Origin of the sequence: Vibrio sp. 1874, from assembly GCF_033344395.1 — a bacterium.
GTDB lineage: Bacteria > Pseudomonadota > Gammaproteobacteria > Enterobacterales > Vibrionaceae > Vibrio > Vibrio alginolyticus.
The window spans coordinates 171,635-186,504 of the sequence record NZ_JAWPOR010000006.1 but is presented as its reverse complement, the minus strand read 5'-3'; the positions used below and the strand labels follow the sequence as shown (position 1 = coordinate 186,504).

13 protein-coding genes and 1 tRNA gene are annotated in these 14,870 nt (G+C 40.3%); 7 read left to right on the top strand and 7 right to left on the bottom strand.

What is annotated here, in order from left to right; all coding sequences use genetic code 11:
- Positions 1-82 precede the first annotated feature (82 nt).
- The 4 genes from R8N46_RS13950 to R8N46_RS13935 form a co-directional block, all read right to left on the bottom strand.
- The gene (locus tag R8N46_RS13950) at positions 83-1,396 is read right to left on the bottom strand and encodes a hypothetical protein (RefSeq protein WP_318098438.1); all 1,314 of its coding nucleotides are present in this window, start codon (positions 1,394-1,396) and stop codon (positions 83-85) included.
- 363 nt (positions 1,397-1,759) lie between these two features.
- Positions 1,760-3,406 carry an ATP-dependent helicase gene (locus R8N46_RS13945; RefSeq protein ID WP_318098439.1) on the bottom strand — a complete coding sequence of 549 codons (1,647 nt, stop codon included), beginning with the start codon at positions 3,404-3,406 and terminating at the stop codon, positions 1,760-1,762.
- Entirely contained in the window at positions 3,403-5,322 is a 1,920-nt protein-coding gene (locus tag R8N46_RS13940) for an ATP-dependent nuclease (protein WP_318098440.1), read from the bottom strand. Before R8N46_RS13940 ends, R8N46_RS13945 begins: the two co-directional genes overlap by 4 nt.
- A 316-nt stretch (positions 5,323-5,638) precedes the next feature.
- Positions 5,639-5,848: a helix-turn-helix domain-containing protein gene (locus tag R8N46_RS13935; protein ID WP_078231052.1), complete on the bottom strand. Its 210-nt coding sequence runs from the start codon at positions 5,846-5,848 to the stop codon at positions 5,639-5,641.
- A 105-nt stretch (positions 5,849-5,953) separates the two neighbouring features.
- Here R8N46_RS13935 and R8N46_RS13930 point away from each other — a divergent pair, with 105 nt between their 5' ends.
- The 7 genes from R8N46_RS13930 to R8N46_RS13900 all read left to right on the top strand — a co-directional run bounded on the left by R8N46_RS13930 (position 5,954) and on the right by R8N46_RS13900 (position 10,479).
- Positions 5,954-6,493 carry a hypothetical protein gene (locus tag R8N46_RS13930; RefSeq protein WP_318098448.1) on the top strand — a complete coding sequence of 180 codons (540 nt, stop codon included), beginning with the start codon at positions 5,954-5,956 and terminating at the stop codon, positions 6,491-6,493.
- A 1-nt stretch (position 6,494) separates the two neighbouring features.
- Positions 6,495-7,802: a HipA domain-containing protein gene (locus tag R8N46_RS13925; protein ID WP_318098441.1), complete on the top strand. Its 1,308-nt coding sequence runs from the start codon at positions 6,495-6,497 to the stop codon at positions 7,800-7,802.
- Positions 7,803-7,862: 60 nt separating this feature from the next.
- Positions 7,863-8,057, top strand: coding sequence for a hypothetical protein (locus R8N46_RS13920; RefSeq protein WP_078231042.1), 195 nt, complete (start codon positions 7,863-7,865; stop codon positions 8,055-8,057).
- A gap of 217 nt (positions 8,058-8,274) precedes the next feature.
- Positions 8,275-8,655 (top strand): transcriptional regulator, encoded by a 381-nt coding sequence (locus R8N46_RS13915; protein ID WP_069548585.1) that lies wholly within the window; start codon positions 8,275-8,277, stop codon positions 8,653-8,655.
- A gap of 371 nt (positions 8,656-9,026) precedes the next feature.
- Entirely contained in the window at positions 9,027-9,194 is a 168-nt protein-coding gene (locus R8N46_RS13910) for a hypothetical protein (RefSeq protein WP_016790919.1), read from the top strand.
- 39 nt (positions 9,195-9,233) lie between these two features.
- Entirely contained in the window at positions 9,234-9,539 is a 306-nt protein-coding gene (locus R8N46_RS13905; RefSeq protein WP_016790918.1) for a helix-turn-helix domain-containing protein, read from the top strand.
- Positions 9,520-10,479: a reverse transcriptase family protein gene (locus tag R8N46_RS13900; protein WP_016790917.1), complete on the top strand. Its 960-nt coding sequence runs from the start codon at positions 9,520-9,522 to the stop codon at positions 10,477-10,479. The genes R8N46_RS13905 and R8N46_RS13900 overlap by 20 nt, the downstream gene beginning before the upstream one ends.
- Positions 10,480-10,638: 159 nt before the next feature.
- Here R8N46_RS13900 and R8N46_RS13895 read toward each other — a convergent pair.
- The 3 genes from R8N46_RS13895 to dnaG all read right to left on the bottom strand — a co-directional run bounded on the left by R8N46_RS13895 (position 10,639) and on the right by dnaG (position 14,763).
- A tRNA-Ile gene (locus tag R8N46_RS13895) sits at positions 10,639-10,716 on the bottom strand.
- A 318-nt stretch (positions 10,717-11,034) separates the two neighbouring features.
- The gene (gene rpoD, locus R8N46_RS13890) at positions 11,035-12,897 is read right to left on the bottom strand and encodes an RNA polymerase sigma factor RpoD (protein ID WP_005395986.1); all 1,863 of its coding nucleotides are present in this window, start codon (positions 12,895-12,897) and stop codon (positions 11,035-11,037) included.
- Between the two features lie 99 nt (positions 12,898-12,996).
- On the bottom strand, positions 12,997-14,763 hold the full coding sequence (gene dnaG / locus R8N46_RS13885) for a DNA primase (protein WP_005379719.1): 1,767 nt from the start codon (positions 14,761-14,763) through the stop codon (positions 12,997-12,999).
- Positions 14,764-14,870 lie beyond the last annotated feature (107 nt).

Sequence of the window (14,870 nt, the reverse complement as noted above, 5' to 3'; positions counted from 1 at the left end):
AATTAGGATGGTAATAAGAACGATTATATATTTATAGTGACCAGGTTTATGTGGTCACTATAAGCTTATAATACGCTATCAATCAGACAATTAGAAGTTTATTAGTATTGTCGAAAATCATAGGAATAAATGTGAAGTTCTTAAAAATTAGATGAGACTTTACACCTGGGAAGCTTTGAATAAATTCACCAGAATAGACATCTCCTTCTTTCTGCATCTTGAGATAAACATCACCCTGTTGATAAACATAAAAATTAGAAAGATCTAAATCAGTTGGAATATCACCATTCATTAATTTTAGTGGTGCTTCTTCAAAACTTACAGAACCAACACCTAAATCCATTGTAACTAAGCCTGTATTCTCTAGCTTTTCAGGGAGGTTGTCAGATAATAATGCATACTCCCTGGGAATAAAGAACATACTGTTTATTATTTGTGTTGAGTTGTTTTCTAAATTAGAGCAGACTGTGGGTTGTATAAGAATACATATGTCAAAACCGCAATTTTCATAGTCTCTAGATATATGCTCGACGTATTTTTTTATTTTTTTTATATTGGTTGTTTCACCAAGTCTAATAATTAATTTCTTGATTGATGAATTGTCAGTTGGATCTTTAAGTAGACTATTATTCGCTAATTTTATCTTACTCTCAATATTTCTTTGCTCATTATAGTGTTGATTTCCTAATATCATTACTATATCTGATGAATGCTGTAATCTATATTTGTCAAAGAATGCAATTTTCTGGAAGTTAATTATAACGCCAAGTTTATTTAAAAAATATTGTTGGTATCCATCCATTTCAAAAACTATGAAAAAGCATATTTGGTCGGTTATTTCTTTAGTTAAGATACCGTTGCTACATACAATATATAAGCTTCCTGATGTTTTATGATGTTTTACATAGTTTTTGAATGTCTGTCTTATCAAGTCACATCTTTGCTTGAATAATTTTTCATGATCAGATATGTCAAAGTTTTTAACAGAAACTTTGTATTTATATCCCGAATCAAAGTCAATTGTATAATCATAAATTGGATAAGATTTAGGACAAGGCCTTACAACTCCTTTTTCTGTAGATAGTGACCCTGCAATAATTATTTCTGTTATTAATCCATGGGATGTATGTATGTTTTTCTTTATTTCATTAGCTGTAGACTCAAGCCAAGTTGAATTGTGTTTCTTTAATCTATTAATAGCTTTGCCAAAAGAGAATAATTCATTAGTGGACAAATAATCTTTTCGATTCCACAGCAATTGAAGTCTATGACTTTCTTTTCTCTTTAACCATTCTTCGGAAAAAAGATCTTCTACAGCCTGTATTGCATCAAGAATACTCTCTAGACTTGATGTTTTAGTGAGATGATCAAATGCTCGCCCAAACTTATTCACCATTTATGTGCCTCCACAGATACGACAATACGCATACTCTAAGTCTATCCCACGAGTACGTATTCTCGTAGCCTTTATCTTGAATAATCTTTTTGTATCATAGTCTTAAATAACATGATAAGAATATGCGAAATAGCCATCAATACCCTAGATACAGTGAAATATTACTAAAATTTGGTAAATGTGAAATAATTTCTTCCACACCTAAAAATTTGTAAGAGACAAACCTGATCTAGCCAAGATGGAGAGAGCAGTGTTGTAAAAAAGTGATTTATCATGATAGATCTAATTAGTGATATACGTATTATGAAAAGTATCGTAAAACCGTCTTACCTGGTATTTTTTACGCGTTAGTTACAGTTAAGTTTATATCACACATCCCAAAAACCTTTCTTGTCTATGCCTTTGGGTATCCCATCTTCCATAGTAACCAGCAGGCCTAGAGCGAAAGCCGACATGTGTTAGCAACAACCTTCGTTTTGCTCTTGAAACTCCTACAAAAAATGCACATAAGTTTTCATCTGGGTTTCCCCAATAGCTTTCAGTTTCAACGCCTAGTAGAACGACAGAATCAAACTCTAGTCCCTTGCTCTTATGAACTGTAAGTATTCTAACTGCTTGATCATCCTCAAAACGCTTAAGCGACGCTTGGAGATCGAGTCCAGTAGACATCAATTGATCTATCTGTGAACAAGTATCATTGAGCACCTCACGTAAACGTGACTCAGTTTCATAATCATGTGACAGAGACATTAATTCTTGGAACCCTACTTTTTCAATGAAACGCTTCAAGCAATCCCACCTTTTGGGGTTTTCAGGAACTATAGGATTTTGATTAATCGCCTTTTTCTCTTCTAGAATGAAACGTTGCCAGTTTTGGACCAGTTCACCCTTTTCATCGTCATCATCAGTGAAGGGAACTAACTTTTCCATTAAGCGAACCCATGCTGAAGGTTCCTGCTTGCCAAAAGTGCTTAATAGGAAGTCTACAATTAGGCGTGCGGCTGGCTCAACAGTTATGTCCTGCAACTGTTGTTCATTCCTATATGGTATACCTCTATCACGTAGAGCAACCATAAGCCTCATTGCATATAATTCAGGTTGGTTCTTGATTAACACAGCTATCTCAGAAGGAGGAACACTTTCTTCATTTATCCACCTTTGGATTTGCTCTGAAAGATAATCGGCTTCTTCTTGGCAGTTCTGAAAAGGGTGAACTTGTATATGGCCTTCTTCTCCCGCGATTTGCTCTTCAGGCATCACTGATGCGGGATCAAGAATTTTGACGATTTCATTTTGCAATCGAAGAAGTTTGGGCTGTGAACGAAAGTTTCGGTACATATTGAGTGGAACAGCTTGGAAGTCTTCTTTAAATGCCTCAAAAATACCGTCAAGAGCACCAGCCCAGCCCATAATTTTTTGCTTTGTATCGCCTACAGCAGTAAGGCGAATATCTGTGCTTTGAAAGGCTACCTTAATAAGCTCATACTGATAGTTTGTGCAATCCTGAAACTCATCTAAAAAAACATCTGTATAGGTTTGCCTCAATGCGTTTCTAGCAACGGGGGATTCTTTTAATATCTTTATTGCAAGCGGAACTAGATCTGTAAAATCAATTTGCTTGTGAAGGATTTTGGGACCGATTGTGAAACCAGGCTCTAAGGCTTCATCCCCAGTCAATATTGGACGAAAACGGTCAATTATTCGCTTTGCAAAAGCATGGAATGTATAGCTGTCAAAACGTGATGAAAGCTCAGCACCACATCTACGCTTGATCCGTTCTTTTAGATTACTACTTGCATCTACCTTAAATGAAATAGCAAGTATACGTTTGGGGTAGCGACATGAGCCTGTACGAAGTAAAAAGTCAGCTCGCTGAGCGAGCATTTCTGTTTTGCCAGCGCCTGGACCAGCGGTTAAAGCTAAGCTGTATTCACGCTCTTTAGCTGCTCTATAAGCGTTAGGCTCCAATACTAATCCATCAGCTGGTTGCCAACTCTCGACTCTAATCATTCAGGAAGCTCCAACAATATTTCTTTTGCAGAATCTACTAGCCGTCCCAATGACGGAGGAATATGTGCTAGGAGTTGTTCATCAGATAATCTAGAGAGAGCTGTAATATGCTCCGCTGGCTTACTTCCAACTTTGAATAACTTGTGATATGTAATAAACAACTTCTGCTCATCATCACTATACTCTGAAGCTTCAGTACGAGATTTACCTAGTACCGCTTTGATATTTGGGAGTTCTGGTTCAACTTGATCATCTGCTTCTATATTAAATGCGGTAGGAAAAGCGCTGAGCATTGCGAAATCCAAGTCCATTGGATAAGAGAAAAACACTCTACGCTTTTCCAATTCCATTAGATAATGAGGAAATGCTCTAATTTTATGCTGAGGATCATTCCATGTTGGGATATTTTCGTATCCATCAGTTAACTGAAGAGCTGGTTTATGTAGTTTTAACTGATCATTGGCTGTTTTGATACGTCCCCAACCACCTTGATGCCTTCCTACATCGAGGTCTAAAAGTGTAATATGAGGAATATTTAACCCTTCAAGAAGCCTCCAGAAATGGTTTACATGTCGCCCACCAAGAGGAGCCACAGTAATCCCAAATGCGTCAACAGGTACTCCTTTAGATTCTAGTAATCTAGGTATTACGATTTCTTCACTATCCCCCTCCCCAAGGATAACCAAACGTGAAAAATATATCTCAGGGAAGGATTTTACTGCCTGAGAGACAAACTTATGAGCATCACCTGAGTGTTCCTTATCGGGCAACTCGATACTTGCAATAGTTGTTTCTCTGTCTGGGTTCAAGCGAAGATAACGTATTTGTTTTGGCTCGATACGTCTCAGCATTGATGGTGCATGAGTTGCTATTAGGGCTTGCGCATCCCCGTGACCGACCATTTCTTTAAGAGAGCTTACTATTCTTCCTAAATAGTGAGGGGATAGGCTATTTTCTGGTTCTTCCACGGCAATTAACGTAAACACAGGAGGTCTAAGCTTATCTGGATCAAAAGATTCATCGCCTTGTAGTACTGAGCGGCCAATAGCCTGGGATGAAAGAACCAAAGACAAATACAGCATCGATTTTTGGCCATCACTTAATCGAGAAAAATCGACATTAGCTTCATCGTGTCCAGGAGAAAAAGAAATAGAAAGGTGGCGAAGCAATGATTCGATTTCACTTGCAACAAAAGTAATTTGGGGCTGTGTAAAAAACTGTCCTTTATGTAAACGAGACCACGAATCTCGAATGCTTGTACTCAAGGCATTAACTGATAAGTTAGCTGCGAGACTTGCGCTGATTTGGTCTGTATGTCCCTTCACTGCTTCTCGCTCAGTCTCCCAGTTAACAGCCCTTAGCATTCGCCCTAACAAAGCGTTCGCACCAAAGGTAATATGTTCAGCGGGGTCACGTCTAGCTGGAAGGTAGTGTATTTGAATCTGACTTCGGTCTGTGCGTGAAACTTTAGCCGTACTTTTAGGCTGCTGGTTGTCGTCTACCTCTAATACGTATATTAATGACTCATCTATATCACCATCAATACCCATAGACGCTTCTAGTCGAAACCTTACCCGTGGAGTATCTTCTCCGTCTACCAATCGCATGTGACCAAAGTGTGGTGAAACAGTAGTGTTATCTCCCTCTTCATGTAATTCAGGGAAAAGAAAATCAGCCTCAATCCAAAGAGTTCTTTCTTCAGGTTGCTCTGATTCGTTGTGTGGAACATGAAAATCAGATTTTCTTATCCGACGTAGAGATGGATCAAATGCGAACATTCGACAAAGCGCTTGAAGAGCTGCTGTTTTTCCTGAGCCATTTGGACCGATTAGGAAAGTTAAATCGTCAAGAGAGATTTCAGTAGAGGTTGATCCATAGCTTTGAAAACAGGAGAGTCGTAATTTATCAAGTTTCACTATTTCGCCTCATTCTATTGTTAAAATAGCTAAATCAATAATCATTAGGTTGACTATGCAACCAGGATTTATGAATTATACACATTTAGTTCTTACAAAGACTTGATGGTGAATACGTTTCTTATCTCCTCATGTCACATGAACTTTGAAGGTGATAGCAGTAGTCCAAAATACGCAAATAACCTCTGCTAGCGTTGGCGTATCAGCGAAGTATGAAGCAAAAGTGCTTTTGGGGTAGGTAGCAATCAGACTACTTGCTTTAAATCACGATTTTCAGGTGAGATGGTTAGGTTCGAGCAATGGCAAGTCACAGTAGTTAAGGTAACAACTCTTTAGGGTCACAGCCTAGGGTCTCCGCAATCTTATATAATTTTTCAAGCGTAATATTTACTTCACCACGCTCAATACGCCCGATATAACTTCTATCTACTTTAGCTAGAATCGCGAGCTTGTCCTGAGAAAGGCTTCTCGCTTTCCTTACTTTTACAATGCGTCTGCCAACGGCTATTGCAAGCATCTTGTTCATGTTTTTTATTTGCGAAATTAATTTGTTGAACAATCGCATGTTGCGGCATAGTTAGCCACGGACTATAATCCTCAAAATGAGTTTTGATGGTTATTTTTTGTGCAGATGAAGATAAAAATTAGAAAAGAGTTATTTCTCGCTATTTATCACAATGAACATTTCTCAGCTAACGACCTTAAGTCTTTACCACTGGACATTGATGGAGAGGAGTGCTTATCAGATGAATATGTTGAAAAAAAAATGAAGGAGATGTCGCTCATCGGTGCCGTTCTTTCATGTGGCTTCGATAAACATGGAGATGAAAAGTTCTCCAAGGGATTTATGTTCAATCACATCGATTGGGATGTCGTGGATTATGGCAATTACAATGAGAACTCTAGTTATCTTGCTCTCAAGGAAGAAAGTCTTTTGACGAAGCTTCAGGATAAATTATCTTTTTTATCAAGGTCTTATTGCCTCAATAAAAGAGCCTGGAAGTATTTTAATTTGTTATGTACTCAACATTCAGAACTTCGTCCATGCTTAGAGCAATTCATATCCGAGCATGACAATCGTAGATTAGACATCCAAGCTGAAATGCTGGCAGTAGAAAATGCGATTAACTTATACAAAGACATAGCACTACCAGTAGAGAATAGGAGTTAATTTGTACAAGCCTATACTTTACGCATATGCCACAAACAACAACATGCTCGTAGGGCAATTTGCCCAACAGTCGAAGAGTCACCTATTATTCTCTTATTCTGATGAGTGGTTAGCGTATCATTCAGCCTTCCCGCTCTCGTTAAGCCTACCGCTAATGAAAGGTGAGGTTTCATCATTTAATATATTGAATTTTATAAACAACCTCCTTCCTGACTTAACGGGTGAGCGATTAGAACTCGCTCGCTCAGTAGGTGCGCAATCTGTCGATGCGCTCACTTTACTCTCTAAAATCGGACACGACTGTACAGGAAGCATTTCGTTCACTGACTGCAAGGAGCCTCCAGTTGTAGGATGGGAATATCGAGAACTATCTGCAAGTCAATTAGATGAACTCGTTACTCAGCGTAAGTCATTTCTTCCTTTTTTTGGTGACTACCGTCCGTGTATTTCAGGGACACAATCCAAAACAACGCTAATGAAGTTGAATGACAAGTGGTACGTACCGCAAGGAAAATCAATCACTAGCCACATTATCAAGTATCCGATGGGGGCGATTGCTCAAAATAACTCAGTGCTAGATATGAGAAGCAGTGTTGAGAATGAATTCATTTGTGCTCAAATTGCCAAGAAGCTTGGTTTTAATGTACCTAATGTCGAGATAATTACTACAGCGTCAGGAGCTAAAGCCCTAGCTGTAGAGCGGTTCGATAGATGTTTTGGTAGCAGTGTCGCATCTCGTAGGCATCAAGAAGATTTTTGCCAGATTTTCGGCGTGCCTGAAACTAAAAAGTATCAATCGGAGAACCAACTGGGCACTTCTAAGATTGCTGATTTTCTAAACGCTTCTACAAAAAGCCATGAAAATACTCGCGATTTCTTTAAATTTATGATTTTACAGTACCTTTTGGGTGCAACTGATGGTCATCTAAAAAACTTTTCGGTGCATATTGATTCCAATGGATTCCATCAACTCACACCATTCTACGATTTACTGTCTGCATATCCTGCTGTAGGTCCTAAAGGGTTAAATAAGAGAAAGCTAAAGTTGTCGATGGGTCTAAAAGCATCCAAGGGATATAAATACCATGTCAACAAAATTTGCTTACGACACATAGAGCAAACCGCTAATCAGTTCGGTATTAGTCATGCTGAATGTCATGAGATTGTCTCAGACCTTCTCGCTCAATTCAGTGATGCACTCAGCTCGATAGACAAACGATTTCCAGAGGAAGAGTTCGCATTTGTAAAGGACTCCATATTTCAACATGCCACTGAAAACGTCGAGAAGTTAAACAGATCAATCAAGTAAACATCTTGGGTAACAATTACTACCCTTTTTGTAAACTTACTCGCTAGTGATGAGGGAAAGATGACTGACGCTACTACTAATGAAAGTAACATGACTCTTGATTTGAGGCAGTCTTTCGCTCTGTTAAGTGTCGATCAGAGCGGCATCGTAACGATGAAATTTGGTGATGAAGTAACGGTTTTTATGAACGACAAATGCTCTGCAATCGCTACAGATTTGTTAAAAGTGATCGCGTCAATAAAACAACGGGAGTAGTGAGTAATGAACAATGAGGAAGATAAAATTAGTGAGCTGACAAAGCCGTCTTGTGAAAGTCAAAACGTTGATCGCTTTCTAGATTTACTCGAAAAAGACATAGAGCAACATCCTAATAAATTGATCGTTCCTTCTCAATAAATGAAAGAACAATTAGACGATACTGTCGGTGAATATTCAGTCGATTTAGATGGCGACTATTAGGAATAAGGATGGTATGAAAGCAAAAATCGGCATTCTATCAGAAGAGCTTGCTCGTAAGTGCATGATTCGCATTGCAGAAGGAAAAGTGACGTCTGAAGAACCTTATCCTCAATTTTTGTTTGAGTCACTGGCTGTGCTTTCACAACTGTTGTCTAACGAAAATGTTGAACTACTGAATTTAATTGCTCGCGAAAAGCCAAACAGTCTTGATGAGCTTGCTGAAATGAGTGGGCGCAGTATCAAGGATGTTACTGATACGTTTGAAGCTCTTTCATCTAAGGGCTTTGCTTATCTGGATATGAGGGGAAGTGAATCTCGACCAATAGCGTTGTTTACGACATTCGAGATCGTCATGGGCAGCTCTCTACTCTTGGAATCCTCTGATCGTACCTGATTTGAATAACTTAGCCTGACTGGGTTGCCTACATTTCAAGAAGCTGCTCGCTCGGTGAAATGACTCAAGTTGCAAGCTAATGCAACTTGATGTATTGTTTTTAGTACGTTGTGGTGTGGGATATCCTCGTCACTTATTGAGCTTATTTAGCTCGTGGGAAAACGAAAGTTTTCTGCCTTTTTGACCCATACATGCCTAGCAGTGACCATGATGAGCACCGTTCAGAACATGTGGGAATTCGAACCTTGGGACGAAACCAAGGTTCGTCGAGACGGGGGCGTGTGCTGATCAATCCTTTCTCTGTAATTGGACGAACCCAAACTTTTTACTTCGTACTGGCGAGGGGGTTTGGGGATTACGGAGGGCATAATATGTCAAATAACACACAACGCGATCAGCAAGTAAACATTATTAAACCAACAAAGCGAGAGAAGCGCCAAAAGCAATTCAAACGCTTCCTTAAAGCTCTTAGTTGGCTATATCGTATCTGGTATTGGTTCAACTTTCTTCTAGGTCTATTTGATGGTGGTGATACCTAATGTTTGCTCCCCCTAGTTTCGAAACATGAGGCCATTCATATGATTCATAGAGCGCTACGTTTGATACGTCAGTATCATGACCTTTCTGTAACTAAATTAGCGGAAGAATTTCGCATGCCTAAGCAATATTTAGATGGAATAGAGGCAGGCACAAAACCTGTTAATAATGACATTCTTGAAAAATATGCCTATAGATTCGATATACCTATCTCTTCACTAGTGATGTTCTCTGCACAAATTGCTAATGAAAAAAAATTAGCTAAAAAGTTTAGAAAATCTTTAGCAGGTAAAATCCTTGACGTAGCAGAATGGGCGATGAGTAAAAATGAAAAAATCAAAGCTTAAAATCAAGACGAATGGCAAAGAATATTCACTGAAAGACTCCCCCTTCTATAATATTAAAACTAAAAAAAGGCTATCTATTCTAATTGGTTGTACGCTTAGCGAGCTTAAGGCTTTTTCTAAAGATCAAGGTAACTACCATGAATTCCTAGAAAAAAGTACAGGTGGAAAAAGTCGAAAGATACAACAGCCAGTGAGAGGGTTAGATAGAATCCATACCCGAATAGCTAGTCTTTTATGCAGAATCGAAACACCTGATTATCTACATTCAGGGAAAAAGAATCACTCTAATGTATCTAATGCAAAGACCCACGCAGAAAAGCACTTCGATAACGTTCCAACTATGACTACAGATATAAAGTCATTTTTCCCATCTACAACTAGAAAAATGATTTTTTCTTTTTTTTACTCTGTAATGAAGTGCAGTGCTGATGTCGCTGACGTTTTAGCTGATATTTGTACTATTCACAAGTTCTTACCTACAGGCAGCAGGATTAGCATGCCTCTTGCGTTTTGGGCAAACTCTAGAATGTTTGAAGAGCTAGAAGCACTATCTATAAAACATGATATCGTTATGACCGTTTACGTCGATGACCTTACTTTTTCTGGTTGTAATGTAAACAAACTCTTCAAAACGACAGTAAAGAGGGTTATCGAACGCCACCAACATACAATGCATCCAGATAAAACTAAGATATATAGGAAAGCTGAGCCTAAGCTTGTTACTGGGGTTGTTGTTCATAACGGTGAAATTAGAGTTCGAAATGAGCAACACAAGCAGTTGGTCACAGATTTAGCTTGTTGGAATAGCATTAAAGCTATACCAGAAGCTATTCGAATGCCGTATACAAACAGGCTAATAGGGCGATTGCACTCGATGGGGGTAATCGAGTCTGTTTTCAAAGATAAAGCTACTGCCATCAGAAATCAAACGGCAAAATGAGCGATAATCTTCCCTTACCTAGGTAGGACTATTCCGTTGCTAGGGACAGACAAAGGAGAGCTAATAACCTGTTAGTTCTTTAGCTTCGATTTGGCGAATCTCGATTAATCAAAATTTGAATATAAAAAAGCCGCATCATTTGATGCGGCTTTTTTATATTGGTGCGCCCACTCGGACTTGAACCGAGGACCTGCCGATTATGAGTCGGATGCTCTAACCAAACTGAGCTATGGGCACGAAATTCTGTAGGGCCGATTTTGCATGGCAAACCATTTGTTGTCAATGAAAAACAAATAGTTGTTAATTAACAACACGCAAAACTATTGTACTTAGTAGCTTTAATTGAATGTTGTAAACTATTAGGGGTTTACACGCGTTCTAACCACTGAGCTAAGGGGCCTTAATAGGACAACGATTATAGGGGAAGCGTTGCAAGGTGTCTAGATACCAACTAGGGCAATTGCGCTTAGTTTTTATCCACTTAGAACAGTAGATAATAAAAAAGGTGACCTAAAGTCACCTTTTTTGATTTCTAAAAGCTTGTATGCGCTGCGATTATTCGTCTAGGAAGCTGCGCAGAGTCTCTGAGCGGCTTGGGTGACGAAGTTTACGTAGTGCTTTTGCTTCGATCTGACGGATACGCTCACGAGTAACGTCGAACTGCTTACCAACTTCTTCTAGAGTATGGTCAGTGTTCATGTCGATACCAAAGCGCATACGAAGTACTTTCGCTTCACGTGGCGTTAGACCTGCAAGCACGTCTTTTGTTGCCACTTTAAGGCTAGTTGCTGTTGCAGAATCTAGCGGAAGTTCTAGCGTTGTATCTTCGATAAAATCACCTAGATGCGAATCTTCGTCGTCACCGATTGGTGTCTCCATTGAGATAGGCTCTTTAGCGATTTTTAGAACTTTACGAATCTTGTCTTCTGGCATTTGCATGCGCTCTGCCAGTTCTTCCGGTAGTGGCTCGCGACCCATCTCTTGCAACATTTGACGAGAAATACGGTTTAGCTTGTTGATCGTTTCGATCATGTGTACCGGGATACGAATCGTACGTGCTTGGTCCGCGATTGAACGAGTGATTGCCTGACGGATCCACCACGTTGCGTAAGTCGAGAACTTGTAACCACGACGATATTCGAACTTATCTACCGCTTTCATCAGACCGATGTTACCTTCCTGGATCAGATCCAAGAACTGTAGGCCACGGTTGGTGTATTTCTTCGCGATAGAAATTACAAGACGCAAGTTCGCTTCAACCATCTCTTTCTTCGCACGGCGAGCTTTTGCTTCACCGATAGACATACGACGGCTGATGTCTTTAATGTTCTGTACGTTTAGAGAAGTCTCTTCTTCAATCATTTTTAGCTTAGCGATTGAACGACGGATTTCTTCTTCGTTACGTTTGATCTTTTCAGCGTATGGCTTGTCTGAAGCAAGAACTTCATCCAGCCAAGCTTCACTTGATTCATTACCAGTGAACAGCGCGATGAATGATTTCTTCGGCATTTTGCCGTATTCAACCACTGACTTCATGATCAGACGCTCTTGAGTACGAACGCGATCCATAGCAGTACGCAGTTCATTCACTAGGTGATCAAACTGTTTAGGTGTTAGACGAAACTCGCGGAATACGTCTAGCATCATTTCATTAGCAACGGTTGCTTTCGGGCTGTTATAGCCGTACTCGTTGATTGCTAATTGAAGATTTTGATAGGTGCTGCGTAGTTGGTTGAATTTCTCTAGCGCTAATTCAGGATCGATACCTACATCTTCTTCAGAATCATCTGAATCGTCATCGCTATCTTCGTCGTCATCAACGTCTTCATCGTCTTCTTCTTCTAACTGAGATTCAGTCAGTTCAGAACCGATGTGTGTTGCCGTTGGTGCAGCGGTGTCGTCAGCATCTGGATCTACAAAACCTGAAATTAGGTCTGTAAGACGTAGTTCTTCAGCTTGAACTTTGTCAAATTGCTCAAGAATGTACGGAATTGTGCCTGGGTATTCAGCAACAGACGATTGAACTTGGTTAATACCTTCTTCAATACGTTTTGCGATGTCGATTTCGCCTTCGCGAGTTAGAAGTTCGACAGTACCCATCTCACGCATGTACATACGTACTGGGTCTGTTGTACGACCAATCTCACTCTCTACGCTAGAAAGTGCAGCGGCTGCAGCTTCGGCTGCATCTTCATCGGTAATATTTGTGTCATCGTTCAGTGCTAAATCATCAGCATCAGGAGCAGTTTCTACTACCTTAATGCCCATGTCGTTGATCATCTGAATGATGTCTTCTACCTGTTCTGAATCTACGATTTCAGCAGGTAGGTGGTCATTTACTTCGGCGTAGGTCAGATAGCCTTGTTCCTTGCCTTTAATAACAAGTGACTTTAGCTGTGACTGCGGATTGTGATCCATAGACGGTATCCAACTTCGTAATCTGGTGAAGGAATCAGTATGCGAAATGCAAACCACTTACTATAACAAATTAAATCGTTGCTGACTAATTAAACAGGGTTACGCTTTTAAATCTAGCATAAGTGCTAGCAGCTCCCTTTTCTCTTCGGCTGATAAACCGACACTTCTTGCTTTGGCCTGCAGGTTTTCAATTTGTTTTTCTACGCACTGGGCAATAATTTTATCCAGTGAGTCTAAAAAGATTTCTTCTTGGTTGTCCTCATCGAGTGGAATGTCCCAACTCGCGAGACGAGACAGAAGGGTCTCATTTTGGCTGTTTCGCCAATGCTCTAATAATTGGCCTGTGTTGATATGGGGATGCGCTTGGCATTTATCAAGTACATCAACAAATAAACTTAGACCAGGAATGGGCAAATCTCTAACGCTAGTTAGATCTGGCACCATACTTACGTATTGTGGGTTTTGAATCAGTAACGCGATCACTTCTCGCATCGGCGTTCGCTTGATTTCTTTATGAGGTTGAGGCCTTTTATCCTCTTTACCTTGTTTTGAAATTAGCTGCTGTAGTTGGCGTTCATCAACCAAACCCAAACGGCGGCCAAGCAATTCTCTCAAGTATAGTCTTAAAGTGCCGCCAGGGACTTTATCAATGAGAGGAACCGCAAGAGTACTCAGTTTTGCCATGCCTTCTTTCGTGCTCATATCGACCTGCTGAGTCAATGAGCTGAACATGAATTCAGACAAGGGCATCGCATTAGACACTTGCTGCTCAAATGCTTGTTTTCCGTTTTGTCGGATATAAGAGTCGGGATCTTCTCCATCCGGCAAAAACATGAATTTTAACTGGCGACCATCAGTTAGGTAAGGCAATGCATTTTCCATGGCACGCCACGCGGCTTCACGGCCTGCGCGGTCACCGTCATAACAACACACGACGGTGCTTGTTTGCCTGAATAACACTTGCAAGTGATCGCCCGTTGTCGAGGTTCCCAATGAGGCAACGGAATAATCTACGCCATATTGAGCAAGCGCGACAACATCCATATAGCCTTCAACCACTAAAATTTGTGGTGGCTCACGATACGCTTGTAGTACTTCATAAAGGCCATACAACTCTTTACCTTTATGAAATATCGGGGTTTCGGGTGAGTTGAGATATTTTGGTGTCCCATCACCTAATACTCGACCACCAAAGCCTATTACTCGGCCGCGTCTGTCTCGAATAGGAAACATCACTCGACCACGGAATCGGTCGTAGCGGTTGCCTTTATCGTTTTCAATCAACATGCCGCCAGTGACGAGCATGTCTTGGTTTTCTTTATTCTGGCCAAAGTTCTTACGAACTAAATCCCATTCATCAGCCACATAGCCGATGCCAAACTTCTGGACGATTTCACCAGACAGGCCGCGATCTTTTAGATACTCAATCGCCACCTTACTTGCTGGCTGTTTGAGTTGGTTACGATAAAATTGAGCAATGCTGCCCATTAAGTCGTATAGGTTACGTTTTTCACTGCTGCTTGCTTGTGGGCCTGATTGAAACGAACCATTACCGCCGCTACGTTGTTCACGAGGAACATCTAAACCCAAGTATGAAGCGAGTTCTTCAATGGCTTCGACGAATTCTAGTCGGTCGAATTCCATCAAAAAATCGATGGCATTTCCATGCGCGCCACAACCAAAACAATGGTAGAACTGCTTTTCTTGACTGACACTGAATGAGGGTGTCTTTTCGTTGTGGAACGGGCAGCATGCGCCGTAGTTTTTGCCTTTTTTCTTAAGTTTCACACGTGCGTCGATGATATCGACAATATCAAGTCGAGCTAGAAGGTCATCGATAAAACTGCGAGGGATGTGTCCAGCCATAAAACCTAACAAAAAAAGAAGATGATGAGTGGAGCGAATGCCTTAAAAGAATGAGCGTATTGCCCATTGATTTCATTCCATCCATCCAGATACAAACAAGCCGTGCG

Bases quoted from the DNA above. Each gene is read 5' to 3' on its own strand.
- R8N46_RS13935 (WP_078231052.1), bottom strand. From the start codon at position 5,848: ATGAACAAGATGCTTGCAATAGCCGTTGGCAGACGCATTGTAAAAGTA.
- R8N46_RS13900 (WP_016790917.1), top strand. From the start codon at position 9,520: ATGAAAAAATCAAAGCTTAAAATCAAGACGAATGGCAAAGAATATTCA.
- R8N46_RS13945 (WP_318098439.1), bottom strand. From the start codon at position 3,406: ATGATTAGAGTCGAGAGTTGGCAACCAGCTGATGGATTAGTATTGGAG.
- R8N46_RS13930 (WP_318098448.1), top strand. From the start codon at position 5,954: ATGAAGATAAAAATTAGAAAAGAGTTATTTCTCGCTATTTATCACAAT.
- dnaG (WP_005379719.1), bottom strand. From the start codon at position 14,763: ATGGCTGGACACATCCCTCGCAGTTTTATCGATGACCTTCTAGCTCGA.
- R8N46_RS13915 (WP_069548585.1), top strand. From the start codon at position 8,275: ATGAAAGCAAAAATCGGCATTCTATCAGAAGAGCTTGCTCGTAAGTGC.
- rpoD (WP_005395986.1), bottom strand. From the start codon at position 12,897: ATGGATCACAATCCGCAGTCACAGCTAAAGTCACTTGTTATTAAAGGC.
- R8N46_RS13950 (WP_318098438.1), bottom strand. From the start codon at position 1,396: ATGGTGAATAAGTTTGGGCGAGCATTTGATCATCTCACTAAAACATCA.
- R8N46_RS13910 (WP_016790919.1), top strand. From the start codon at position 9,027: ATGTCAAATAACACACAACGCGATCAGCAAGTAAACATTATTAAACCA.
- R8N46_RS13920 (WP_078231042.1), top strand. From the start codon at position 7,863: ATGACTGACGCTACTACTAATGAAAGTAACATGACTCTTGATTTGAGG.
- R8N46_RS13905 (WP_016790918.1), top strand. From the start codon at position 9,234: ATGATTCATAGAGCGCTACGTTTGATACGTCAGTATCATGACCTTTCT.